We start from the raw sequence: 25664 nt of genomic DNA on the forward strand, positions 1-25664 counted from the left end.
GCACAGCCGGTGAACGTGTTCGTCATGTTCGACCCCGGGACCGAGGGCTGGTTCGAACGGGACGCGGGCGACACGGGTGACGGCGACAAGAAGACCGATCCGCCCGCAGAGCCGGACGCCTCGCGGTGTCCGCCACGGTCCGGCGGCGGTTCGGCCGACCCATGCCCCTCGGACGAAGGCGGCGGCGGTGGGGGCGGCTCCGTCGGCTCACCGGGATCCGTCGGGGGCGACGACGGCTCCCCGGACGACGGGGCACGTGAGGAGGAGTCCGAGGGGCATGGGTCGGCCGAACCGCCGCCGGACCGTGGCGGACACCGCGAGGCGTCCGGCTCTGCGGGCGGATCGGTCTTCTTGTCGCCGTCACCCGTGTCGCCCGCGTCCCGTTCGAACCAGCCCTCGGTCCCGGGGTCGAACATGACGAACACGTTCACCGGCTGTGCGGCGGGCTCCACCACCACGACATCTCCGGCCCGGTAGCCCGGCCACGCCTCGCCCTTCTGCTCCGGCGTTCCCTTCAGCGCGACCGGCGGCAGCAGCGGGTTCCCGCAGGCGCACCGGACCCTGGGCACTCCCCGGTCGTCGATCAGCACCGCCGTGCCGGCCTGGAGGACCGCCTGGTAGCTCGTGGCGGAGCCGTTCTCGTAACCGTGGTTGGTCACGCGGGTGTCGAGCCGCAACCGGGCCGGAGTCAGGGCGCGCAGATAGGCCGGGACGCCGGACGGGGCGATTCCCTCGACGGAGGCGAATGCCTTGTTCTTGGCCGGCTGGTCCCCCAGGGCCGTGATCTGCTTCTCCACGTCGCACGAGGCGACCTTGCGGGTGCCGCCGTACAGACCGGGGGCCGAACCGTCCACGCCCTGGGTGACGTTGGACCGGGTCCGGGAGGCGCTCGCCGCCGGACTCGGTACGGCGGTGGGCGTCGCGTCCCCGGCGCTGCTGCGTGCGGTCGAACCGGTGAACGGAGCGGGCCCGGTCGATCCGGCCGCTTCCAGGAACACCTCCCCGCCCGCCCGGTCCGACCCGTCCGGCCGGGTGAGGACGACGGTCAGCACCACTGCCGCCACCAGAGCGACGGCGATCGTCGCCACCTTCGGGACCGACCGCCACCACGGGGTGCGGGGGCCGCGCCCAGGGCCCTGCGGGGTCTCGCCCGGACCGCCGGGGCCGGGAGGTCCGTCATGGCCGCCGCCGGAGGGCGGACCCGCCGGCGGGCCGGACGGGCGCCCGGGAGGCGGCGGGACGGGTCCCTCCTGCGATGGACCCGAAAGCGGTCCCGACGGCGGCCCCGTGGGGCGGCCGGACGACGGCGGCTGGTCACTCACGGCTCTTCTTTCCCACGCCAGGGTCGGTGCCGAATTCTTCAGGTATCAGCCATTGTGTGCCCGCCACCCGCACGGCCCGCAAGCCGACGCGGTGGGCCCGCCCGAGGGGCGGAGCACCTCGCCGCCCTCTGCCGCACGCCTTAGCGTGGGGCCGTGACGACACAGGGTTCGGACGGCCGGGACCGTACGGGAACGCGGGCCGCGCACGGCTGGGGCGACGCCCTCCTGACCGTTCTCGCCGGGCTGCTGGTCATGGGCGTCACCGCCGCCCTCGGACTGTGGGCGGCGGGCGCCGCGGAACTGCCCGGCGGCTCCTTCCCCCGCGTGGTCGCGGCCGTCGTCGTGATGGCGGCCGGCGGATCGGTCGCCCTGTCGGGGAACTCGGGGGAACTCGCCGGGACACACGCGGACATCTCGGCGCTGCCGCTCTCGGTCACCCTCGTCGGCGCGCTCGTCCTCGCCGCCGGATTCCTTCGCCCGCTGCGGCACCGGGCCGTCGCCGCCACCCGCGAACTGGCCGGATGGGCCGGCCGGATCGCGGTCCTGTGGCTCCTGGTGCTCATCGGGCTGTCCCTCCTGGCCCGGCAGACCTTCGACGTTCCGGGGGCCGACCCGACGGGCGGCGTCATCGGTGACGTGCTCGACGCCTCGTCCCGGGCCGGGTTCCGTGCCGAGATCCCGCTCACCCTGGTCCTCGGCCTGCTCTGGCTGGCCGGCCTCCTCGTCCTCGCCCTGCTGGTCTCGCGCGGAGCGCCGCTTCCCGCACGGCTGGTGCGTTTCCAGGAATCGGTGCGCCCGGCCGCGTACGCGATGGTGGCGCTGCTGCTCGCGTACGTGCTGGTGGGCCTGGTCATCGCGCTCGTCGTCGTGGTGACCCGGGGACATCCCGCCGAGACCTTCGCCGTGATTCTGCTCGGACTGCCCAACCTCGTCTGGCTGGCGTTCACCCTGGGCCTCGGGGCGTCCTGGGAAGGCAAGGTGGACGGGCCGTTCGGACTGCCGATGCCGCAGGTACTGGACGCCGTCCTGCGGACACCGGACCTCGCCACGCTGAACGTCGGCACGCTCGCCGAGCAGGACGGCCGCGTCTGGTGGTGCGTCGCCGTCGCCGCGTTGTTCACCCTGGCAGCCGCGTTCCTGACGGCCGTGCGCTCACCGGCCCGGATGCGTCCCTGGCAGCACGCCGTGCACATGGCCGTGGCGCTCGCCCTCACCGTGCTCGCCGTGTGCCTGCTCGTCCGGATCTCGGCGCACTACGGTCTGTCCCTCCTCGGCCTCGGCGACCTCGGCGGCGGGCTGGGCGGCGAGGTGCTGCTGCGGCCGCGGCTGTGGGGCGCGCTCGGACTGGCCCTTCTGTGGGGTCTGGTCACCGGCTTCTTCGGCGGGCTGCTCGCGGCCCGCGTACACCGGCGCGGCGAGGCGGTCCCGCCGGACGGGCGTCCCCACGGATAGTCCGGACATCGAGGGGCTGGTGCCGGCGGTCGTGGGCACGTCACCGACCCCGCGCGGAAATCCGGCCCGTGCACTGTCGCCCCGCCTGTTCGACGGGACGGCGTCGGCGTGGTGCGCGTCCGCCGTCCCGTCACGGTGCCCGGTTCAGCGGGTGACCGGGACCGTCACCCAGTTTGCCGAGGCGTCGTGCAAGGCGTCACCGGCGTAGGAGACGGTGTACAGGGTGCTCCCGGCAGCGCGTGGTGCGTCCGTCACGGTGAAGTCACCGTCGGGGCCCACGAGGGCGGGGGGCAGGTCGGCGATTCCCTTCTTCGTCCAGCGTTGGACGGCGACGCGGGTTCCCTCGGGCAGCGGCGTCCCGGCCGTGCTCAGGGTGCCGTGCAGGACCACGCCCGCGGTCGTCGCGCTGTCGGGCTGGTCGAGCACCAACTCCGTCGGGGCTTTGGTCACTTCCACGCTCACGGTGGAGTCCGGAGCGGGGTCGTGCGCGGCGTCGCCGGCGAAGGAGACGGTGTAGGTGGCCCTCCCGGTGGTGGACGGGGTGTCGACCAGGGTGAAGGCACCGTCGGGGCCGACGGTCGCCGAGGGGACCGTGTGGTCGCCGTCCGCGTCGTGGCGCACGGCGGTCACCCGCGCCGGTTCGCCGGGTCCTGGACCGTTGCGCCGCAGGGTGCCGGAGATCCGTACGGTCTGACCCGCGAAGGGGGTACCCGGCTCCACGGCCGGTGGACCGTCGAACGCGGAGTGGTAGCGGGCGCCGGGGTTCGTGATGATGTGCAGCCAGTAGGAGTCCTTGGCGGCGTTGGTGGTCATGGCGAACAGCCGTGAGCCGTCCGGACTGAAGGCGAGTCCGCGGTCGGCCACCCTGTCTCCGCCCGACGATCCGTCCGTGAAGGTGTATCCCCGTGGTGCGTCGCCCTGGGACGGGCGGGCCGGGTCGACCAGCAGGTCGGCCGCCGTGCCGTCGACCGCGCCGCCTCGGGCGACGAGGGAGCCGTCCGGGCTGAAGGCGACCGCGGTCGAACTGGTGCCCGCCGGCAGCGAACCGTAGCCGGGCGCCGCGTCGGTGAGGCCGGTGGTGGACAACGTCGCGGTGCCGGAGGTTCCGGCCGCGACCGCCACCAGCGAGCCGTCGGGGCTGATGGCGACGTCCTTGGGCGGGGCCGCCGGGTCCGTAGCAGCGGTGTACGCCCGCAGAGCCAGCTGCTTGGTGTAGGGCGTGGTGGCGTCGTAGACACCGACGACCAGCCTGGGCGTCCCGTACGTCGCGTAGGCCTGGACGAGCTTGCCCGGCAGTCCCGGCGAGGTCGCGAACTTCGCGCTCACCAGGCTGCCGCTGTCGGTGAAGGTGCCGCCCGTGGGGGCCCCGCTCCACAGTGTCTGGACCTCGGTGGAGCAGTCCCTCGGGTACTCCTGGCTGCCCATTCTGGTGACCCACAGCTGACCCCCGGTGATTCCCAGGTCGCCGGAGCACAGCCCGTCCCTGAAGTCGCTCTTCACCCACCCGCCGCCGATGTACGCGAAGGTGTCGGGGTTGAAGATCAGTACGTAGTCGGCCACGGCCACGTAGAGAATGCTGCCGTCGGCGGAGAGCGTCATCGCGCCCGCGGCGGTCAAGGCCTCGGTGGTGACGGTACGGAGCAGATTGCCGTCGAAGTCGTACACCAGGATCGCGTGGACGGTCGCCGACAGACCGCCGGTGGTGACGTACACCCGTTGGCGCGCCTCGTCGACCAGCATGCGCGAGTACGTGCTCGTCGGCAGTTCGATCGTGACGTCGGACGGTTCACCCGGTTCGGCCGCCCGGGCGCCCGGTGTTCCCGCGGTCAGTGCGGCGGCGCTGAGCGCGAGTGCGACGAGCAGACCTCGTGCGCGTCTGAAACGGGCGTGACTGTATCCGTTCAAGTGGACCCCCCACTGTTGTCCGAGGTCGCCGTGCGGGCGACATTCGGAAACTAACAGGTCGCGGCGGCCCTCGAGGGCGGTCCGCGAGAGGCGGCATGGCACAACGGCTGCCGGTGGTGGGGAACGGCGGGGTCCGGGGCAACACGCTTCAGAGGTCCCGGCCTTCCACGACCCCGCGAAACATCGGCAGCGCCCACCGCGGCGGGCTCGGCGGCGGTTCGGGGCCCGACGGCCAGGCGCCGATCCTCCGGTCCACCTGTGTCGGCGGATGACCGCCTCCCACCTCGCCCCGCGCCGCGGCACGCAGCGCTGCCACGAACTGGAGGCACGAGTCGTAGCGGTCGTCCGGGCTCTTGGACAGGGCCTTCGCCAGCACCGCGTCGAGGCCCACCGGCAGATCGGGGCGCAGCCCCGTCAGCGCCGGCGGCGGGTCGAACTGATGGGCCCACAACAGCGCCATGTCGTCGTCGCGCTGGAACGGCGGGGCGCCGGCCAACGTCTCGTGCACGACGCACGCCAGGCTGTAGACGTCGCAGCGCCCGTCCACCGGACGGCCGGAGATCTGTTCGGGTGCCACGTAGTCGAGCGTTCCGACGAACTGGCCCACGGAGGTGAACCCCGTCAGGGACAGCGACTTCTTCGTGAGGCCGAAGTCCGTGAGGTACACATGCTCCGGATGGTCGCTGTCCGTGCCCGCGGCGATCAGGATGTTGCCGGGCTTGACGTCCCGGTGCACCAGATCGTGATCGTGGGCGGCATCGAGTGCGGATGCCACCTGGGCGGCGATCCGCAGCGCGGTGCCCAGGGGGAGCGGACCCTGCCGGTCGATGAGGGCGCGCAGATCCTGGCCGGCGACGTAGCGCATGGCGATATAGAGGACGCCCTCGGTCTCACCCGCTTCGAAGACCGGGACGATGTGCGGGTGGTCGATCGCGGCGGCCACCCGGGACTCATGGGTGAAGCGCTTGCGGAAGGTGTCGTTGCGGGCGAGTTCCGGGGCGAGCAGTTTGAGGGCGACCGTGCGGTCCAGGCGCAGGTCCTTGGCCCGGTAGACGACGGCCATCCCACCGCGTCCGATCTCGTCCTCCACCACATAGTCGGCGATCTGCCTGCCGACCAGGTCGGAGGGCCGCCCGGTGGGCAGCGCGGAATCGTCGGGAGGGCCGGTGGCGGCGGGGGCCATCACCCGTCACCCGGCCGGGTCCGCGGATGTGTGCCGGGGTCGACGAGCCGGGTCGCCTCCGGCCCGGCGCCGCCCGCCGGGGCGCTGCCCGGCCGGCCGGGACCGGACGCGGCCGCGTAGGTCGTCAGCCGGGTTCCGTCCGTATACACCCAGCGCTCGTGCTCCGCGTCGAACAGCCACACGGCCTCGCCGTCGACGACCACTCCGGCCCGCAGCCCTTGCGTGCGACGGCGGAAGGTCTCGCCGTCGATGCGGCCTTCGACGAGTTCCTCGGATGCCCGGCGGAAGCGGTCCAGCGACTCCTGGACGCGGGCGAGCAACGGCCGCGGGTCCGCCGTGCGGGTCATCGGCTGTCCGGCCTGCGGCGGGTCGTGCGGTACGGACACGAGCAGCCGGCCGTCGACCCAGGCGGACCAGCCGTTGGCGCACAGGACCTGGCCCCAGTCGCCGCGCCGGCCGAGCAGTTGCACGGGGAGCAGCGGGTCCAGGGGCTCGGTGGGCCGGGACACGTCGGGCGCCTCCCAGGCGGGCAGTCCGTCCTGGGGGACGACATGGGTGGGGCGGAAGTCCTCGGTCTCCATGGGCCGCTCCTACTTCCGCATGATGGCGGGCTCGTGCCGGCGCAGGAGCCGGGCCACCGCGAATCCGAAGACGACGGAGAGCACGACCAGCATGCCCATGTCGAGGAGCCAGATTCCGGCGGAGTGCTCGAACAGGGGGTCCGCGGTCAGCTTCCCGGGCACGATCCTCGCCAGGTCGATCGTCCCCGCCATGGCGCCCAGCGCCCAGCGGGAGGGGATCAGCCAGGACAACTGCTCGATGCCGGGCACCCCGTGCAGCTTCAGCAGCGCGCCGCAGAAGACGACCTGGACGATCGCGAGCAGCACCAGGAGGGGCATGGTGACCTCCTCCTTGCGCACCAGTGCGGAGACCAGCAGGCCGAGCATCATCGCGGTGAAGGACAACAGGGCCACCGTCAGGGTGATTTCGGCCAGAGGCGGCAGCAGTACCCCCTTACCGCCAGGGGCGTTGAGATCGACGCCCACGAGGCCGACCAGGGTCAGCACGACGGCCTGGAGCACCGTGACGGTGCCCAGCACCACCACCTTGGACATCAGATACGCGGATCTGGACAGGCCGACGGCTCTCTCCCGCTGGTAGATCACCCGTTCCTTGACCAGTTCCCGGACCGCGTTGGCGGCGCCGGTCAGGACGCCGCCGACACACAGGATGAGCAGCGCGTTCATCGCCGTCTCCTGGGTCAGCCTGCTGCCGGCCAGGGCCCGCGTCATGGCGCCCATCACGAACGGCAGCGCGATCATGATGACGAGGAACGTCCGGTCGGCGCCGAGCGCGGCCGCGTAGCGCCGTACGAGGGTCCGCAGTTGAGCGCCCCAGCTGCGGGTCTTGGGCGGCGGGGCGACCTCCGCGGCCGCGGCGTGCGGCAGCCGGGGCTGCGAACTGGCGTTGGCGATGTACTGCCGGTGGAAGGGGGAGGCGGCGAACTCCTCGGCCCAGGGACGGCCGCGGTCGTTCTCGAAGGCCTCGAACGCCTCCGGCCACTCGGCGAACCCGAAGAAGGCCAGCGCGTCCCCGGGCGGACCGTAGTAGGCGATCCGCCCGCCCGGCGCGAGGACCAGCAGCCGGTCGCACACGTCCAGGCTCAGGACGCTGTGGGTGACGACGATGACGGTGCGGCCGTCGTCGGCGAGCCCGCGCAACATGTGCATGACCGAGCGGTCCATGCCGGGGTCGAGGCCCGACGTCGGCTCGTCGAGGAAGAGCAGCGACGGCTTCGTCAGCAGCTCCAGGGCCACGCTCACCCGCTTGCGCTGGCCTCCGGAGAGACTGTGGATCGGCTGGCCCGCGCGCTGTTCGAGTCCGAGCTCGCGCACCACCTCGGCGACGCGTTCCTGACGCTCGGACTTGGCGGTGTCCTGCGGGAAACGGAGTTCCGCCGCGTATCCGAGCGCCCTGCGCACGGTCAACTGGGCGTGCAGGATGTCGTCCTGCGGCACCAGGCCGATGCGCTGGCGCAGTTCGGCGTAGTCGTGGTAGAGATCGCGGCCGTCGTAGAGGACGGTTCCCTCGTCGGCCGGGCGCAGTCCGGTCAGGGCGTTCAGGAGCGTGGACTTGCCCGCGCCGCTGGGCCCCACCACTCCCAGGAGGCATTTCTGGCCCACCGGGAAGGCCACGTGGTCGAGCAGCGTCTTACGTCCTTTGTCGACGGTGACCGCCAGGTCCTGGACGTCGAGCGACACCTCACCGGTGTCGACGAACTCCTGCAGCGTGTCCCCGACCAGGCAGAAGGCGGAGTGGCCGATGCCGACGATGTCCCCGGGGAAGACGGGTGCGCGGTCGGCCGGCTGACCGTTGAGGAAGGTTCCGTTGTGCGAGCCGAGGTCGACGATCTCGTACGTGCCGTCCGTATGGGCCAGCAGCTCGGCGTGGCGGCGGGAGACGCCCAGGTCGTCGACGACCAGGTCGTTCCCGGATCCGCGGCCGATCCGGACGGTGCGGGACGGCAGCGGCCTCACCGTGGTCGGCTGCCGGAAGGTGCCGGTCGCGGCGGGCACGGAGACGGCGGAGGGGCTTTCCGGTGCGGGCGTCGGCGTGGCTGCGGGCCGGGCCTTCAGCACGGCCTGCGGGCCGTCCTCCGGATGGCCGAAACGCAGGAGGGTGCCGGGTCCGACGTCCGATTCATGGATCCGCCGGCCACCGGTGTACGTGCCGTTCGTGCTGCCCTCGTCCTCGATCCACCATTGGCCGTCCGGCGCCCTGAGCACCGCGTGGTGCCACGAGACCCGGACGTCGTCGATCACGATGTCGCTCAAGGGGTCGCGTCCGACGTGGTACTCCCGGCCCGGACTCATCACCGTGGGTCCTGCGTCGGTTTCGAGTACGAGTTCGGGTGCAGTCGGTGCGGCCGGCGGCGGCTCTCCCATGCCCGAATTCTATCGACCGGTACGGTTATGCGCCCGACCAGTCGGCGGTGTGCGGGGGCGTGCGGTGAGGAGCCGCACCGCCTCCCCCGCACCGGCTGTGCGGGGGAGGACGGCTGCGGTCAGGCGTTCAGGGCCGCGGAGACGACGGCCTTCGCCTCCTCCTGGACGCGGGCGAGGTGCTCGGCACCGCGGAAGGACTCCGCGTAGATCTTGTAGACGTCCTCGGTGCCCGAGGGGCGCGCCGCGAACCAGGCGTTCTCCGTCGTCACCTTGATCCCGCCGATCGCGGCCCCGTTGCCCGGCGCCGAGGTCAGGACGGCGGTGACCGGTTCGCCCGCCAGGGTGTCGGCGCTGACCTGCTCGGGGGAGAGGCGTGCCAGCACGGCCTTCTGTTCGCGGTCCGCGGGGGCGTCGATCCGGGCGTAGGCCGGCTCACCGAAGCGGGCGGTCAGCGCCCGGTAGTGCTGGGACGGCGAATCGCCCGTCACCGCGAGGATCTCGGAGGCGAGCAGAGCCAGCAGGATGCCGTCCTTGTCCGTCGTCCACACCGAACCGTCACGGCGCAGGAACGAGGCCCCGGCCGACTCCTCGCCGCCGAAGCCGAGCGACCCGTCGGCCAGGCCGTCCACGAACCACTTGAAGCCGACCGGCACCTCGACCAGCTGCCGGCCGAGATCCGCGGCGACCCGGTCGATCATGCCGGACGACACGAGGGTCTTGCCGATGCCCGCAGCCGCGGGCCACCGGTCCCGGTGCGCGTACAGGTAGTTGATGGCCACGGCGAGGTAGTGGTTCGGGTTCATGAGCCCCGCGTCCGGGGTGACGATGCCGTGGCGGTCGGCGTCGGCGTCGTTGCCGGTGGCGATCTGGAAACGGTCGCGCTGCCCGATCAGCGAGGCCATCGCGTACGGCGAGGAGCAGTCCATCCGGATCTTGCCGTCCCAGTCCAGCGTCATGAAACGCCAGGTGGGGTCGGTGAGCGGATTGACGACGGTCAGGTCGAGCCGGTGCTGCTCGGCGATGCGGCCCCAGTACGCGACCGACGCGCCGCCCAGCGGGTCGGCGCCGATCCGTACACCGGCCGCGCGCACCGCGTCCAGGTCGAGCACGGACGGCAGGTCCGCCACATAGCCGCCCAGGAAGTCGTACGTACCGGTCGAAGGCGCCGCCAGCGCCCGGACGTACGGCAGGCGGCGCACGTCCTTGAGGCCGCCGGCGATGATCTCATTGGCCCGCTCCTGGACCCAGCCCGTCGCCTCGGACCCGGCCGGGCCGCCGTTGGGCGGGTTGTACTTGAACCCGCCGTCGCCCGGCGGGTTGTGCGAGGGCGTCACCACCACCCCGTCCGCGAGGTGAGAGGCGCGGCCGCGGTTGTACGTGAGGATGGCGTGCGAGACCGCGGGGGTCGGCGTGTAGCCGTCGGCGGAGTCGATGAGCACGGTCACGTCGTTCGCGGCGAACACCTCGATGGCGGTCACCCGCGCGGGTTCCGACAGCGCGTGGGTGTCGGCCCCGAGGAACAGGGGCCCGTCCGTGCCCCGCTGCGCCCGGTACTCACTGATCGCCTGGCTCGTCGCCGCGATGTGGTCCTCGTTGAACGCGGTGGCCGTCGACGACCCGCGATGCCCCGAGGTGCCGAAGGCCACCCGCTGCCCCGGTTCGGCGGGGTCGGGGTGCAGCGTGTAGTACGCCGTCACCAGCCGCGCCACATCGGTCAGGTCCTCCGGGCGTGCCTGCTGCCCGGCTCGTGTCTGCGGCATCTGCCACTCCTCCGTATCGGTCGTTCCATGCGATCTGCCCGCCCGTCATTTTCGCCGCTCGGCCGCGCGGGCGGGCGGCTGCCCCGCCGCGCGGACCGCTACCGCCGCCGCATAGCCGGCGGGAACCTTGACATCGGTGACCGTCCACCCCGCGGGACCCGGCCGGGGGCGGGGACCGGCTCCCACGTGTTCGGCCGCGAGTCCGTCGGCCAGGCCGATGCCCTCGCCCTTCAGGTAGGCCTCCTTGCGGGTCCACACCCGGGCGAAGGCGGCGGGACGCTGCTCCTCGGGAAGCTCCGCGAGTTCACGGGTCTCCGCCGGATGCAGCTGACCGGCTGTCTCGGACACGATTTCGGGCCTCGGGACGAGCTCGACATCCGCTCCCACGGGGGTGTCCGCGAACGCCAACAATGCCAGCCCACGGGTGTGCGACAGGGAGAAGTGCACACCGCCGTCGGTCGCGGGACGGCCGTGCGGCCCACCGCAGGAGGGGCACGGCTCCCGCCTGAGGCGCACGGCGTCCGGTGCGACGCCCAGCCGTGCCCCGAGCAGCAGCCGCAGGGCCACGTGCGCGGCGACATAGCATCTGCGGTCGTCCGCGACGACCAGGCGTGCGGCTCTGTCGAGTTCGCCGGCATCCAGGATCCCCGGCGCGAGCCGCTGCGCCGGTCCGCTCTGCCGATCCGCGTCCACCAGCCACAGCCCGGGGGAGCCCGGCGGGACGAGGGGGGCGGGGATCCGGTGGCCGTCCTCCGGGAACGCGAACAGGTTGGGCTGGTACACCGTTACGTCGATTCCTTCGCCGGGCGGGAGCCGTGAGGACGTGTCACGGCGGAGCGGTCATCGATATCCTATGGAGATCCGGACCGGGGCCGACGTATGTTCGATCGCGCGGTGGCCGATTCGCCGCGCTCACGAGGCGCGGGGGCGTTCCGGCCACCCGGCCCCTTCGGACGGGAGACTCCGGATGCCATCGGACAGCCACCCGCGCGCGGGCGCGGTACTACTGCGCGAGGCGCGCGCCGAGGACGCCGACGCGCTCACCCGGCTCTTTCTCGACTCCCGCGCCGCCGCCCTGCCATACCTGCCGAGGGTGCACAGTGACGAGGCGACCCTTGGCTGGATGACACACGTCGTGCTGCCCGGCACGGACGTCTGGGTGGCCGAGCTGGGGAAGGACGGCGGAACGGCGGAGCCGGTCGGCTTCGTCTCGGTCGACGGCGACGAGATCGAACAGCTCTACCTGCGCCCCGACATGCGGCGACGGGGTATCGGAACGCGGCTGCTGGCGAAGGCCAGGGAACGCAGTCCGCAGGGGCTCGGCCTCTACACCTTCCAGCGCAATGCCGATGCCCGGGCCTTCTACGAGCGGCACGGGTTCACCGCCGTCGGCTTCGACGACGGCAGCCGCAACGAGGAGAACGAGCCGGACGTCAGGTACCGCTGGAGCCCGGCGGGCTGATCCCGGGCATGCACGGCCGAAGAAGACGAGCGGGGTCCGCGGGCGCGGGCCCCGCTCGTCATTGAGCGGTGACCGTCCCCGATCGCCCTGCCGCGATGGCTCGGGGCGGGGCGCCGCCCCGGAGCGCCCGCTGCGGGCGCGGGCGCCGGTGGTCCGCTGCCGCAGCGGCCGGCCCGCTCCGTGGCCGGGCTGGAACCCGCGTGCCCACCGACCCTGCGAGCTGGCACCTTTCAGCGTCTTTCATCATGACGCAAGTGACTTGCGTTGTAACGGCCTGCCCGCGGCCTGACTGACCTGCGCTCAAATGTGTAGTGCAGCAGGCCAGTTAAGGCACCTCATCAGAGTCGTCCGGAATCTCTCCTGTGCTCCAGTGGTGGACGAGGCATCACTTCTCTGCAATTCTCTGACCGCAAAACGCAAAAGTCCATTCCCGTTGGCGCAGAAAGTCATGACCAACGGGCACGCAGACAGAGCCGCGCCTTGGTCGCGCCCTGCGCCGAGGCCGAAGAGATCGGGGACAAATGAGAACGCAACACCGCCGATGGCGGATCCTTTCCGCCACCCTCACCACCAGCCTGCTGATGGTCGGCTGGCCGGCGCTCAACGCGTCGGCCGCCGGCGGCCCGAACGTCGCCGCCGGTCACAGGACGGCCGCGAGCAGCGCGGGCAAGGGGAGGGACGCCGGGAACATCGCCGACGGAGAACAGTCGACGTACTGGGAAGGGTCGGGCAGCTCCCTTCCCCAGTGGGTGCAGAGCGATCTGGGCCAGGTCACCCGCATCGACCAGGTCACCCTGAAGCTTCCCGTGGACTGGAAGAGCCGCAGCCAGACCCTCTCGCTCCAGGGCAGTGCCGACGGCACGAGCTTCACCACACTGAAGACCTCGGCCGCATACACCTTCGCACCGGGCAGCTCCAACAAGGTGACGATCTCCGTCCCGGCCACCCGGGCGCGGTTCGTCCGGGCGAACATCACCGCCAACTCCGCCTCGGAGAACGGCCAGCTCGCCGAGCTGGAGGTGCGCGCGGCGGCCGAGTCGTCGGTGAACCTCGCGGCCGGCCGCACGCTCACGGCCAGCAGCTACACCGAGACGTACATCGCCGCCCACGCCAACGACGGCAACGCGGGCAGTTACTGGGAGAGCCGAAACGGCGCCCTGCCCCAGTGGATCCAGGCCGACCTCGGATCCTCGGTGCGGGTCGACCGGGTGGTCCTGCGGCTGCCGGACGGCTGGGAGCCCCGCAGCCAGACGCTGAAGATCCAGGGCAGCACCAACGGCACCGACTTCAGCGACGTGACGCAGGCGCAGGCGTACACCTTCAGCCCCACGGCCGGTGAGACGGCGACGATCTCCTTCGACGCCACCACCACCCGATACGTACGCGTGCTCGTCAGCGCCAACTCCGTCCAGCCGGGCGCCCAGGTCTCCGAGCTGGAGATCTACGGACCGGGCTCGGGCGACACCCAGGCGCCCACCGCACCCTCGCAGCTGGCGTACACCGAACCGGCCACCGGGCAGATCAGGCTCACCTGGAACGCGTCGACGGACGACACGGCCGTCACCGGGTACGACATCTACGCCGCCAACGCGCTGCTGACGAGTGTGGCGGGCAACGTCACCACGTTCACCGACACCCGCCCGGCCGGCACCACCGTGTCGTACTACGTCCGCGCCAAGGACGCGGCGGGCAACGTCTCCGCGAACAGCAACACCGTGACCCGGACCGGGAACACCGGCGACACCCAGGCGCCGACCGCACCGGCGAACCTGAGCTTCACCGAGGCGACCGCCGGTCAGATCAAGCTGGTCTGGCAGGCGTCCACCGACAACAAGGCCGTCACCGGGTACGACATCTACGCCAACAACGTGCTGCGCGGGAGCGTGGCCGGCGACGTCACCGCCTACACCGACACCCAGTCCGCCGGCACCACCGTCTCCTACACCGTCCGGGCCAAGGACGCGGCGGGCAACGTATCGGGCGACAGCAACACCGTCACCCGCAACGGGAGCACGGGCACGGCGTCCAACCTCGCGATCGGCAAGCCCATTACCGCCTCGTCCGTGGTCCACACGTTCGTCGCGGAGAACGCCAACGACAACAGCGTGACCACCTACTGGGAAGGCGCCGGGGGCAGCTACCCCAACACGCTGACCGTGAAGCTGGGTGCCAACGCCGACACCGAGAACGTCGTCGTCAAGCTCAACCCGGACAGCAGCTGGGGCGCCAGGACGCAGAACATCCAGGTCCTCGGCCGGGAGCAGAGCGCCTCGGCGTTCACCGGCCTGGCCGCGGCGAAGGACTACGCGTTCAGCCCGGGCAGCGGCAACACGGTGACCATTCCGGTCAGCGGCCGGGTCGCCGACGTCCAGCTGAAGTTCAACTCCAACACCGGATCGGGTGCCGGTCAGGTAGCCGAGTTCCAGGTCCTGGGCGCCCCGGCACCCAATCCGAACCTCCAGGTCAGCGCGGTGACGTCGGCCCCGGCCGCGCCCGTCGAGTCGGACCCGGTCACGCTCACGGCGACCGTGCGCAACACCGGTTCGGTCGCGGCGCCGGCGAGCAAGGTCGAGTTCCGGCTCGGCGGCTCCAAGGTCGCCACCGCGTCCGTGGGCGCGCTGGCGGGCGGGGCCTCCGCCCAGGTCAGCGCCGACATCGGAGCGCGTGACGCCGGCACGTACGCGCTGAGCGCGGTCGCCGACCCGGGGGACGAGGTCATCGAGCAGAACGAGACCGACAACACCTACACGAGTACGACCGGTCTCGTCGTGAAGCCGGTCGCCAGCTCGGACCTGGTCTCCACGGGCGTCAGCACCTCCCCGTCGGCCCCGTCCGCCGGTCAGAACGTCACCTTCTCCGTCGCCCTCAAGAACCAGGGCTCGGTGGCCTCCGCGGCGGGCGGCCACGCCATCACGCTGACCCTGCTCGACTCCAGGGGCGCCACGGTGAAGACCCTCACGGGCACCTACACCGGGACGATAGCCGCGGGTGCGACGAGTGCCCCGGTGAACCTGGGCAGCTGGACCGCGGCCAACGGCTCGTACTCCGTGAAGACGGTCATCGCGGACGACGCCAACGAACTTCCGGTGAAGCGCGAGAACAACACCACCACCAGCTCGCTCTTCGTCGGACGCGGCGCGAACATGCCGTACGACATGTACGAGGCGGAGGACGGGGTCACCGGCGGCGGCGCGCAGGTCGTCGGCCCGAACAGGACCGTCGGCGACGTCGCGGGCGAGGCGTCGGGCCGTAAGGCCGTCACCCTCAACAGCACCGGCAACTACGTCGAGTTCACCACCAGGTCGAGCACCAACTCGCTGGTGACCCGCTTCTCCATCCCGGACTCCGCGGGCGGCGGCGGCATCGACTCCAAGCTGAACGTCTACGTGGACGGCACCTTCCTCAAGGCGATCGACCTCACCTCGAAATACGCGTGGCTGTACGGCGCCGAGACCGGGCCGGGCAACTCCCCGGGCGCGGGTTCGCCGCGGCACATCTACGACGAGGCGAACATGCTGCTGGGCAGGACCGTCCCGGCCGGCAGCAAGATCCGGCTGCAGAAGGACGCCGCGAACACCAGCACGTACGCGATCGACTTCGTCAGCCTGGAACAGGCCACGCAGATCCCGAACCCGGACGCGGCCGCCTACGCCGTTCCCGCCGGGTTCACCCACCAGGACGTCCAGAACGCCCTGGACAAGGTGCGGATGGACGCCACGGGCAAGCTGGTGGGCGTCTACCTGCCGGCCGGTGACTACCAGACCGCGAGCAAGTTCCAGGTCTACGGGAAGGCGGTCAAGGTCGTCGGCGCGGGGCCCTGGTACACCAGGTTCTTCGCACCCTCGTTCCAGGAGAACACCGACAACGGCTTCCGCGCCGAGGCCAGTGCCAAGGGCTCGACGTTCGCGAACTTCGCGTACTTCGGGAACTACACCTCGCGCATCGACGGTCCCGGCAAGGTGTTCGACTTCTCCAACGTCTCGGACATCGTCATCGACAACGTCTGGAACGAGCACCAGGTGTGCCTCTACTGGGGCGCGAACACCGACGGCATCACCATCAAGAACTCCCGTATCCGGAACACGTTCGCCGACGGCATCAACATGACCAATGGCTCGACGGACAACCACGTCGTGAACAACGAGTCCCGGGCCACCGGGGACGACAGCTTCGCGCTGTTCTCCGCCATCGACTCCGGCGGCGCGGACATGAAGAACAACGTCTACGAGAACCTCACGTCCCTGCTGACCTGGCGTGCGGCGGGTGTCGCCGTCTACGGCGGCTACGACAACACCTTCCGCAACATCCTCATAGCGGACACCCTGGTCTACTCCGGCATCACGGTCAGCTCGCTGGACTTCGGCTACCCGATGAACGGCTTCGGGACCGGTCCGACCACGGTCGAGAACGTCTCCGTGCTCCGTTCCGGAGGCCATTTCTGGGGGTCGCAGACCTTCCCCGGCATCTGGCTGTTCTCCGCCTCCAAGGTCTTCCAGGGCATCCGCATCAACCATGTGGACATCGTCGACCCGACGTACAGCGGCATCATGTTCCAGACCAACTACGTGGGAGGACAGCCCCAGTTCCAGATCAAGGACACGATCCTGACCGACATCTCGATCTCCGGCGCGCGCAGGAGCGGTGACGCCTACGACGCCAAGTCCGGCTTCGGACTGTGGGCCAACGAGATGCCCGAGGCCGGCCAGGGCCCCGCTGTCGGCGAGGTGACCTTCAACGGTCTGAAGCTCAGCGGCAACGCCCTGGACGTGAAGAACACGACGTCCACCATGAAGATCACCATCAACCCGTAACCGGCACCGCAACCAAGGGCGCCGTCCGGTCCGCCGGACGGCGCTCCGTGCTGCGCGTGCGCCGGGATCCGCACGCCGCGTGCGCCGGGCTCCGCACGCCGCGTGCGCCGGGCTCCGCACGCCGCGTGCGAAAGGCTGTCAAACTTTTACGAAAACTGCGCGAGATATTGCGCTCACATGTCGGCGCTGGTTGAGTGTGCCTCGCCCCGGCAGAGAGTCGGCCGAGGGCCATCCACGCTCATGCCCAAAGGGGACCATCGATGAGAAGTGCTGGGTTGCGCCGCACACGCCGTATCAGCCGTGCCTCCGCGGCTGCCCTTGTCACCGCACTTGCCCTGACCTCGCTCGCCTCCTGCGGCACGAGCAGCAGCAAGGACGAGGACACGAACAGTGCGTCCAAGGGATCGTCCGACCCGTCCGCCCCGCTCGACCCGAAGGCGAAGGTGACGATCTCGATCGACTGCATGCCGCCGGCGGCCAAGGCCGCGGAGCTGCGCGAGTGGAACGAGGACATCAAGACGTTCAACAAGACCTACCCGAACGTCACGATCAACGGAAAGTCCACCCCCGGCCAGTGCAACGAGCCGCCCCGCTTCACCGCCATGCTGAAGGGCAAGTCGCAACCCGACGTCTTCTACGCCTACTTCAGCGACCTCCAGCAGGTGCTGGACAACGATGGTGCCGAGGACATCTCCGCGTACGTCACGGACAAGACCGTGCCCGCGCTCAAGGACATCCAGACCCAGGTCGTCGACGTGGCGCGCAAGGACGGCAAGCTGTACGGCCTGCCGACCAGCAACTACACCATGGGTCTGATGATCAACCGGAAGCTGTTCACCGAGGCCGGCCTCGACCCGAACAAGCCGCCGGCCACCTGGGACGAGGTCCGCGCCGCGGCCAAGAAGATCGCGGGCCTGGGCAAGGGCATCTCCGGATACGGCGAGTACAGCGCCGGCAACAACGGCGGCTGGCACTTCGCAGCCACCCAGTTCGGCCTCGGCGGTGACATCGTCGACGCGTCCGGCAAGAAGGCGGCCTTCAACGACGCCTCCGGCAAGCAGGTCCTCCAGCAGTTGCACGACATGCGCTGGGAGGACGACAGCATGGGCAAGACCCAGCTGCTGAAGTGGGGCGACCTCCAGAAGCAGATCGCCAGCGACAAGCTCGGCATGTTCCTCGCCGCCCCCGACGACATCGCCTACATGGTGCAGCAGCTCGGCGCCTCGTACGAGACCTTCGGCCTGGGCCCGATCCCCGGCGCCAAGGGCACTCTCTTCGGCGGCAACAACTACCTGATCAAGAAGGGCAGTTCGCCCGACCAGATCAAGGCGGGCATCGCCTGGCTCAACTTCAAGAACCTCACCGTGGGCAAGGGCCAGTTCGACTGGGCGCGCACCAAGGCAGACAAGCTGCCCGTCGGGCTGCCGCAGCCGAACTTCTTCCTCGGTGAGAGCAAGACCAAGGACGACGCCGCGCGCGCCGCGAACGCGACGATGCCCGTCGAGAACTTCAAGGCCTTCATGGACAACCCCGTCCCGGGCAAGGCCGAACCGCCGAAGGCGCAGGAGATCTACAAGATCCTCGACAACGCCATGTCGGGTGTGCTGACCAACAAGGACGCGAACATCGACAAGCTGCTCGCCACCGCCGAGCAGCAGGTCAACCAGGTTCTGGCGAACCAGTAACGGACGCGCGGGGCCGGGTCACGCGGACCCGGCTCCGGCTCCGGCCCCCCTGAGTTCACCGGCACATAGGAGACACACCATGTCGGCCCCTACCCTGTCCTCCCGCAAGGCGCCCACGCCCGGCCCAGGGCATTCACGCCCCGCCCGCCGGGACTCCGCCCGCGAGGACTTCCTGCGAGCCGTGCGCCGCAACATCTCCGCACACGGCTTCCTGATCGGAGCGGTGCTCTGCTTCTCGCTCTTCTCCTGGTATCCGATGGTCCGGGAGTTCATCCTGGCGTTCCAGAAGACCGAGGACGGCAGGACCACCTGGGCCGGCTGGTCCAACCTGACCTACGTCTTCAACGACCCGGCGTTCTGGCAGGCCTGGCGCAACACCCTGCTGTTCACCGTGCTGGCCCTGCTGCTCGGTTTCGTCGTCCCGTTCGTCGTCGCCGTCGTACTCAACGAGTTCCGGCACGGGCAGGGCTATCTGCGCCTGCTGGTCTACCTCCCCGTGATGCTGCCGCCGGTCGCCTCCGTGCTGCTCTTCAAGTACTTCTACGACCCCGGATACGGACTCTTCAACCGCATCCTGGACGTCTTCCACCTGCCCGCCCAGCAATGGCTCCAGGACACCGACACGGCCATGCTCTCGGTCGTCATCGCGGCGACCTGGATGAACATGGGCGGCGCCACCCTCATCTACCTGGCCGCCCTCCAGGGCATCCCGGGCGAGCTGTACGAGGCGGCCGAACTCGACGGCGCCGGACTGCTGCGCAAGGTCTGGCACGTGACCATCCCGCAGACCCGGCTCATCCTCTCCCTGCTGCTCCTCATGCAGGTCATCGCGACGATGCAGGTCTTCACCGAGCCGTTCCTGCTCACCAACGGCGCCGGTCCCGAGGGCTCCACCACCACCGTCGTCTACCTCATCTACCAGTACGCCTTCAACTTCAACAACTACGGCAGCGCGGCGGCACTCGGCCTCGTCCTGCTCGTCGTCCTCGCGGGATTCTCCGCGGTGTACGTACGACTGAGCCGCAGCAGCGAAGACTAGGACGGGAGCACGACCATGGCATCGAACACGCTTGTCTCCCGGCGCGGGAGCGACGTACGCGGGACCGGCCGGCGCAGGGCGGCACGCCCCGCCGACCTCGGCCGCCAGCGGACCCTGATCTCACCGGCCCAGCTCGGCAGGCCCCGCGGCAAGGCCGTCTACTGGATCGTCTTCACCCTGGTCATCATCCTGTTCACGGTCGCCTTCCTCGGGCCGCTGTACTGGATGGTCACCGGCGGACTCAAGACCACCCAGGAAGTCGTGCAGAGCCCGCCCACCGCATTCCCCAGCTCGCTCCACACCGAGAACTACAGCCAGGCCTGGACCGTGATGGACCTGTCCAAGCTGCTCTTCAACACCCTGTACTACGCCTTCGGCGCGCTCGCCTTCCAGCTGGTCTTCGACGTCGCGGCCGCCTACTCGCTGTCGAAGCTGCGGCCGGTGTTCGGCAAGGTCATTCTCGGCATGATGCTGGCCACCCTGATGATCCCGGCCACCGTGCTGGTCGTCCCGCAGTACCTCACCGTGCTGGATGTGCCGGTCTTCCAGCGCAACCTGGTCAACTCGCCCTGGGTGATCTGGCTGCCGTCGGTCACCAACGCCTTCAACATCTTCCTGCTGAAGCGGTTCTTCGACTCCATCCCGCGCGAGCTCCTCGACGCGGCCTCCATCGACGGCGCGTCGCCCCTGCGCACCCTGCGCTCGATCGTCCTGCCGATCTCCCGGCCGATCCTCGGCGTCGTCTCCATCTTCGCCGTGGTCGGGGTGTGGAAGGACTTCCTCTGGCCGATGCTCACCCTGCCCGACCCCAGCAAGCAGACGCTCAACGTGGGCATCTACTCGCTGGCCAGCGGCGTACCCGAGAACGTCCTCATCGCCGCGCTCACCATCGCGTCGATCCCGACGCTGCTCATCTTCCTGCTCTTCCAGCGCAACATCATGAGCGGTCTGACCGCGGGCGGCCTCAAGGGGTAGCGCCCTTCCGGTCCGCGCCCCTTCCGGTCCGCGCCCCGCTTGTCCCGGGCCCCGTCCGGCCGTCTTCCCCTCAGCACTCCGCCGCCGGCCCTCCCATCCTGCCCCGCTCGCCGGGCCGGCGGCGGAGTACCACCTGCCCGAAAGGAACGTCACGTGGCAGCCAACCGTCCGTCCGAGGCCACCGCGAACTGGTGGCGGGACGCCGCCATCTACCAGATCTACGTACGCAGCTTCGCCGATGGCGACGGTGACGGCACCGGCGACCTCGCGGGGGTCCGGGCCAAGCTGCCCTACCTCGTCGAACTGGGCGTGGACGCACTCTGGTTCACCCCCTGGTACCTGTCACCGCTCGCCGACGGCGGCTACGACGTGGCCGACTACCGCACCATCGACCCCGCGTTCGGCACCCTCGCCGAGGCCGAGAAACTGATCGCCGAGGCCCGCGGGCTGGGGATCCGCACCATCATCGACATCGTGCCCAACCACGTGTCCGACCGGCACGCCTGGTTCCGGGCCGCCCTCGAAGCCGGCTCCGGCAGCCCCGAGCGCGACCTCTTCCACTTCCGCGCCGGCCGTGGCGCGGACGGTGAGATCCCGCCCAACGACTGGGTCTCCGAATTCGGCGGCACACCCTGGACCCGGCTGGACGACGGGGAGTGGTACCTCCACCTCTTCGCCACCCAGCAGCCCGACCTCAACTGGGCCCACCCGGCGGTCCGCCAGGAGCACGAGGACGTGCTGCGCTTCTGGTTCGAGCGCGGTGTCTCCGGCGTACGCATCGACTCGGCCGCCCTGCTCGCCAAGGACCCGGCGCTGCCCGACTTCACCCTGGGCCAGGACCCGCACCCCTTCGTCGACCGGGACGAACTGCACGACATCTACCGCTCCTGGCGCGCCATAGCCGACGAGTACGACGGTGTCTTCGTCGGTGAGGTGTGGCTCCCGGACACCGAACGGTTCGCCCGCTACCTGCGGCCCGACGAACTGCACACCGCCTTCAACTTCAACTTCCTGGCCTGCCCGTGGGACCCCGCACTCCTGCGGACCGCGATCGACGACACCCTCGCCGAGCACGCCTCGGTCGGCGCCCCGGCCACCTGGGTCCTGTGCAACCACGACGTGACCCGCACCGTGACCCGCTACGGCCGCGCGGAGACCGGCTTCGACTTCGCGGCGAAGACCTTCGGCACCCCCACCGACCTCGCCCTCGGTACCCGCCGGGCCCGTGCCGCCGCCCTCCTCTCGCTGGCCCTTCCCGGCGCGGCCTACCTCTACCAGGGCGAGGAGCTCGGGCTGCCGGAGGCCGACATCCCCCTGGACCGCATCCAGGACCCGATGCACTTCCGCAAGGGCGGCACCGACCCGGGACGCGACGGCTGCCGGGTGCCGCTGCCCTGGTCGGCGCGGGAACCGCACGCCGGGTTCGGCGGCACCACCGCACCCTGGCTGCCGCAGCCGGCCGGCTGGTCCGCCTACGCGGCCGACCTCCAGAGCGACGACCCGGACTCCATGCTCAGCCTGTACCGCGAAGCACTGAGGCTGCGCCGGAGCGAACCCGGCTTCGAGACGGCGGGACAGCCCGGGATCGCCAGGCTGACCTGGCTGGACACGGCGCCGGAGGTGCTCGCCTTCACACGGACCGAAGGTCTCGTCTGCGTCGTCAACCTGGCCGCCGAGCCCGCCGAGCTGCCTTCGCACACCGCAGTGCTGCTGGCCAGCGGCCCTCTCGACCGTACGGGGAGGCTGCCGCAGGACACGGCGGTGTGGCTTCGCGTCTGACCGCCCGGCCCCCGGCCGCGTGCGACGCGGCCGGGGGCCGGCAGGATCGCGGGGGAGCGGGGGCTGCGGCACAGTGGGGCGTATGGACGCACCGAACGATCTGAACGCCCTGGCCGACGAGCACCTGGCCGCCGCCCGCACCTCCCCGCACGGCCGCAGCGCCCACCTCCTGCTCCATGAGGACACGCTGCGCCAGACCGTCATCGCGCTGGCCTCGGGCCGCGCCCTGGACGAGCACAACGCCCCGCCGGCAGCCTCCCTCCAGGTGCTGCGCGGCTCGGTGCGGCTCACGGCGGATTCGGGCGATGTGGAACTGGCCGCAGGACAGCTGCACCCGATCCCGCAGGAACGGCACGGGCTGCTCGCCCTGGAGGACGCCGTGGTGCTGCTGACGGCCGTCAACGACTGAACCGCTGACGGAGCCGGCGACGCCGTTCATATACCCCTGCCCCTTGTGGGAGCGCTCCCAAGGTCGGAGGATGAGACGGTGACCCTGCTTCCCGGCCTGCGGGCCTACCGACCCAGTGACCGCGACGCCCTCGCCGACATCTGCGTCCGGACCGCCGACAACGGCGGCGACTCCCGGCATCTGTACCCGGACCCGGAGCTGATGCCGTCGATCTTCGCGGCGCCGTACGCCCACCTCGAACCCGGCCTTGCCTTCGTCATCGACGACGGAACGGGCCGGGCGGTCGGCTACATCCTCGGTACGGCCGACACCCCGCGCTTCGTCAAGGAGTTCCGCGCGCGCTGGCTGCCGCTGGTCGAGGACCGCTATCCGCGGTCGGAGGCGGCACCACGCAGCCCCAGCGACGAGATGATCGCCCTCCTGCACAACCCCGAGCGCATGGTCCTTCCCGAACTCGCCGCCCACCCCGCCCACTTGCACATCGACCTGCTGCCCGGCTGGCAGCGCAAGGGGTACGGGAGGGAGCTGATGCGTGCCTTCCTCGCGGCCCTGGACGCCAAGGGGGTCGAGGGCGTTCATCTGTGCATGCTCACGGCCAACACCCGGGCCAGGGCGTTCTACGACCGGCTCGGCTTCACCGAGACCGAGGTACCGGACCCCGGACCCGTCACCTATCTCGTACGCTCCACGGCGGCCGGCCTGTAGTCCGTCGCCGCAGCGCGGGTGCCGCGCGGGTTCGCTGGGCAGGTAGTCCTGGACGAGACCGCTACGGGGGGCGGGCGACCAGTGGCGAGGGGTGTGACGTGAGGGAGCGGACCGTGTGGGAATTCTGCGACGACCGAGGACAGGTGTCGACCGCGGGGAGGCGCCCGGCACGGGTCCTCGCCTATGTCCAGGCCGGTGCGACCTTATGGGACCACGGCATCCGCCCGAGCGGGATATTCGGCTCGGGGCACGACGACCCCGCGTCGCCGGACGCGGCGAAGACCGGATCGCTGCCCCTGGACGGCGTCGCGTACGCCGGGGCGGGTGCCACGCTGGACGTGGACGCGCTGCTGAACGGGGAACCGGACCTCGTGGTGGCCGTCAGCTACGGCGGCGGTCAGGTCTACGGCCTCGATCCGGAGACGGCCAAACACCTGGAGGGGCACGTTCCGGTCGTGGTCATCGACGTGGGCCAGGCCCGCACCCTGACGGAGATCGGTGACCGGTTCGCCGAGCTGGCGCGATCACTCGGCGCCGAGGAGCCGGCGGCCGCCACCCAGGAGCTCGACGCGGTCCGGGACCGGCTGCGCGCGCTCACCTCGGGCCCGGACCGGACGAGGGTCCTCGCCCTGTCACCGGCGGGCCAGGAGCAGGCGCATCTGGCCCGCCCCCGCATGTGGCCCGAGCTGCGGGTGCTGGCCGAGCTCGGCGTCGGCCTGGTGGAGCCCGCCGAGGGCCCCGGCGCCAACTGGTCCACGGTCGGCTGGGCCCAGGCGGCCGCCCTGAGACCGGCCGTCGTGCTCGCCGACATCCGGGCCCACGCCACCGCGCTCGACGAGCTCCGCGGCGATGGGCCGTGGGCCTCGGTCGCGGGTTCCGTACGGGTGGTCCCCTGGAACCCGGAGCCGGTGTGCAGCGCGCGCGCCCATGCGCGCTTCCTCGCGCTCGTGGCCGAGGCGCTGGAGGCGTAGCGGGGCGCGGGGCGGTCCGGGGCGCGCCGCCTCGCACCGGCGACTCGGCACCACCGGAGCGGGCCGCACAGGGCAGGATCGGGGGCGACGCGTTCGCGGCCACTGCCGTGCCGTCTGCCCGGACGCCCATGCCGCCGCACCACAGGAGACCTCACCCTCATGCCCGACAGACTCGACCTGCTGGTCATCGGCGAGTGCGTCGCCGACATCGTCCGGGAGCCCGGCACGGCCGACCGGGTCCATCCGGGCGGCAGCCCGGCCAACGTCGCGTACGGCCTGGCCCGGCTCGGACACTCCGCGACCCTGCTCACGCAGCTCGGAGCGGACGGGAACGGGCGGCTGATCCGTGACCACCTTGCTTCGGCCGGGGTCGACGTCCGTACCGACGGCTCGACCGCGCCCACCCCGTCAGCCGTCGTGACCCTGGACGGCGCGGGGCGGGCCGCGTACGCCTTCGAGATCACCTGGTCCCTCGGCCCGGTCTCCCTGGAGCGGACCCCCGCCCATGTGCACACCGGCTCGATCGCCGCGGTCACGGAACCCGGGGCATCCGCGGTCCTCGCCGCCGTCGAGTCGCTGCGGGCCGCCGCGACGGTCAGCTACGACCCCAACGTGCGGCCGGAGCTGATGGGGGACCACGAGGCCGCCGTCCGCAGGGCCGAGCTCTGTGTGGCGCTCAGCGACGTCGTCAAGGCGAGCGACGAGGACCTGGAGTGGCTGTATCCGGGCGAGGACCCGGTGAAGGCCGCCGGACGATGGCTCGCCACGGGCCCGGCCGTCGTTCTCGTCACCCGGGGCGGCGACGGGGCCTGCGCGGTCCTGCCCGGCGGGCCGGTGAGCGTCGAGGCGCTGCCTGCCGAGGTCGTCGACACGGTGGGCGCGGGCGACGCCTTCATGTCCGGCACCCTGCACGCACTGGCCGCGCACGGACTGCTCGGGCCGGCCGGCCGGGAGCGGCTGCGGGCAATGGACCGGGCCACCGTGACGGACGTCCTGCGCCGCGCGGCGGCTTCCGCTGCCGTCACCGTCTCCCGGGCCGGCGCCAGCCCGCCCGACGCGGCGGAACTGGACGCGGCACTCGGCCGGGCGTGAACGCGGCGGTGCCACCGTCACCCCCCACGGGGACGGCGGCACCGCCCTCGCGCCGACGAGGAGCTGCTGGGTCGGTGACTCCGGAGATGCTGCCCATCCCTCACCGCCCAGCTGTCACCGGCACGGCACCGTTGTACCCACCGCCCGTTACTCGGGCATTACAAGGCGG

The 25664-nt window shown here is 71.1% G+C and carries 18 protein-coding genes; 11 read left to right on the forward strand and 7 right to left on the reverse strand.

The genetic code is table 11. From position 1 onward, the window contains the following. Positions 1 to 1322, reverse strand: a 1322-nt coding sequence (locus EAO72_RS11855; protein WP_261991437.1) for a DUF6777 domain-containing protein, incomplete at its 3' end; no start/stop codon positions are given. A 252-nt stretch (positions 1323 to 1574) separates the two neighbouring features. Between EAO72_RS11855 and EAO72_RS11860 the strand changes: the two genes are divergently transcribed. Then, entirely contained in the window at positions 1575 to 2774 is a 1200-nt protein-coding gene (locus EAO72_RS11860; RefSeq protein WP_410090256.1) for a streptophobe family protein, read from the forward strand. 144 nt (positions 2775 to 2918) lie between these two features. Here the strand turns inward: EAO72_RS11860 and EAO72_RS11865 are convergent, their stop codons facing one another. The 6 genes from EAO72_RS11865 to EAO72_RS11890 all read right to left on the reverse strand — a co-directional run bounded on the left by EAO72_RS11865 (position 2919) and on the right by EAO72_RS11890 (position 11350). Beyond that, the gene (locus EAO72_RS11865; RefSeq protein WP_148017246.1) at positions 2919 to 4679 is read right to left on the reverse strand and encodes a WD40 repeat domain-containing protein; all 1761 of its coding nucleotides are present in this window, start codon (positions 4677 to 4679) and stop codon (positions 2919 to 2921) included. 148 nt (positions 4680 to 4827) lie between these two features. Next, positions 4828 to 5862, reverse strand: a complete 1035-nt coding sequence (locus EAO72_RS11870) for a serine/threonine-protein kinase (protein WP_148017247.1) — start codon at positions 5860 to 5862, stop codon at positions 4828 to 4830. Then, positions 5862 to 6443, reverse strand: coding sequence for an SH3 domain-containing protein (locus EAO72_RS11875; protein ID WP_148017248.1), 582 nt, complete (start codon positions 6441 to 6443; stop codon positions 5862 to 5864). Before EAO72_RS11875 ends, EAO72_RS11870 begins: the two co-directional genes overlap by 1 nt. A gap of 9 nt (positions 6444 to 6452) precedes the next feature. Beyond that, positions 6453 to 8807 carry an FHA domain-containing protein gene (locus tag EAO72_RS11880; protein WP_148017249.1) on the reverse strand — a complete coding sequence of 785 codons (2355 nt, stop codon included), beginning with the start codon at positions 8805 to 8807 and terminating at the stop codon, positions 6453 to 6455. A 119-nt stretch (positions 8808 to 8926) separates the two neighbouring features. After that, positions 8927 to 10567, reverse strand: coding sequence for a phosphoglucomutase (alpha-D-glucose-1,6-bisphosphate-dependent) (gene pgm / locus EAO72_RS11885; protein WP_148017250.1), 1641 nt, complete (start codon positions 10565 to 10567; stop codon positions 8927 to 8929). Between the two features lie 45 nt (positions 10568 to 10612). Then, the gene (locus EAO72_RS11890) at positions 10613 to 11350 is read right to left on the reverse strand and encodes a 4'-phosphopantetheinyl transferase family protein (protein ID WP_148017251.1); all 738 of its coding nucleotides are present in this window, start codon (positions 11348 to 11350) and stop codon (positions 10613 to 10615) included. A gap of 184 nt (positions 11351 to 11534) precedes the next feature. Here EAO72_RS11890 and EAO72_RS11895 point away from each other — a divergent pair, with 184 nt between their 5' ends. The 10 genes from EAO72_RS11895 (at position 11535) to EAO72_RS11940 (ending at position 25495) form a co-directional block, all read left to right on the forward strand. Then, complete coding sequence (locus EAO72_RS11895; protein WP_148017252.1) at positions 11535 to 12029, forward strand: GNAT family N-acetyltransferase; 495 nt, start codon at positions 11535 to 11537, stop codon at positions 12027 to 12029. A gap of 521 nt (positions 12030 to 12550) precedes the next feature. Then, the gene (locus tag EAO72_RS11900; protein ID WP_148017253.1) at positions 12551 to 16840 is read left to right on the forward strand and encodes a discoidin domain-containing protein; all 4290 of its coding nucleotides are present in this window, start codon (positions 12551 to 12553) and stop codon (positions 16838 to 16840) included. A 260-nt stretch (positions 16841 to 17100) separates the two neighbouring features. Next, positions 17101 to 18525: an extracellular solute-binding protein gene (locus tag EAO72_RS11905; protein WP_148017254.1), complete on the forward strand. Its 1425-nt coding sequence runs from the start codon at positions 17101 to 17103 to the stop codon at positions 18523 to 18525. A 79-nt stretch (positions 18526 to 18604) separates the two neighbouring features. Next, positions 18605 to 19564: a carbohydrate ABC transporter permease gene (locus tag EAO72_RS11910; RefSeq protein ID WP_148017255.1), complete on the forward strand. Its 960-nt coding sequence runs from the start codon at positions 18605 to 18607 to the stop codon at positions 19562 to 19564. Positions 19565 to 19579: 15 nt separating this feature from the next. After that, a complete protein-coding gene (locus tag EAO72_RS11915; RefSeq protein ID WP_187285018.1) occupies positions 19580 to 20539 on the forward strand; it encodes a carbohydrate ABC transporter permease in 960 nt (319 codons plus the stop codon). Positions 20540 to 20692: 153 nt separating this feature from the next. Continuing rightward, positions 20693 to 22318 (forward strand): glycoside hydrolase family 13 protein, encoded by a 1626-nt coding sequence (locus tag EAO72_RS11920; protein WP_148017256.1) that lies wholly within the window; start codon positions 20693 to 20695, stop codon positions 22316 to 22318. 82 nt (positions 22319 to 22400) lie between these two features. Then, positions 22401 to 22727 (forward strand): cupin domain-containing protein, encoded by a 327-nt coding sequence (locus EAO72_RS11925; RefSeq protein ID WP_148017257.1) that lies wholly within the window; start codon positions 22401 to 22403, stop codon positions 22725 to 22727. A 78-nt stretch (positions 22728 to 22805) separates the two neighbouring features. Then, positions 22806 to 23432 (forward strand): GNAT family N-acetyltransferase, encoded by a 627-nt coding sequence (locus EAO72_RS11930; RefSeq protein ID WP_148017258.1) that lies wholly within the window; start codon positions 22806 to 22808, stop codon positions 23430 to 23432. 98 nt (positions 23433 to 23530) lie between these two features. Further along, entirely contained in the window at positions 23531 to 24403 is an 873-nt protein-coding gene (locus tag EAO72_RS11935; protein WP_148017259.1) for a substrate-binding domain-containing protein, read from the forward strand. A gap of 159 nt (positions 24404 to 24562) precedes the next feature. Then, on the forward strand, positions 24563 to 25495 hold the full coding sequence (locus EAO72_RS11940) for a carbohydrate kinase family protein (protein WP_148017260.1): 933 nt from the start codon (positions 24563 to 24565) through the stop codon (positions 25493 to 25495). Positions 25496 to 25664: the final 169 nt, after the last annotated feature.

Origin of the sequence: Streptomyces sp. OR43 (assembly GCF_008042275.1) — a bacterium.
Lineage (GTDB): Bacteria > Actinomycetota > Actinomycetes > Streptomycetales > Streptomycetaceae > Streptomyces.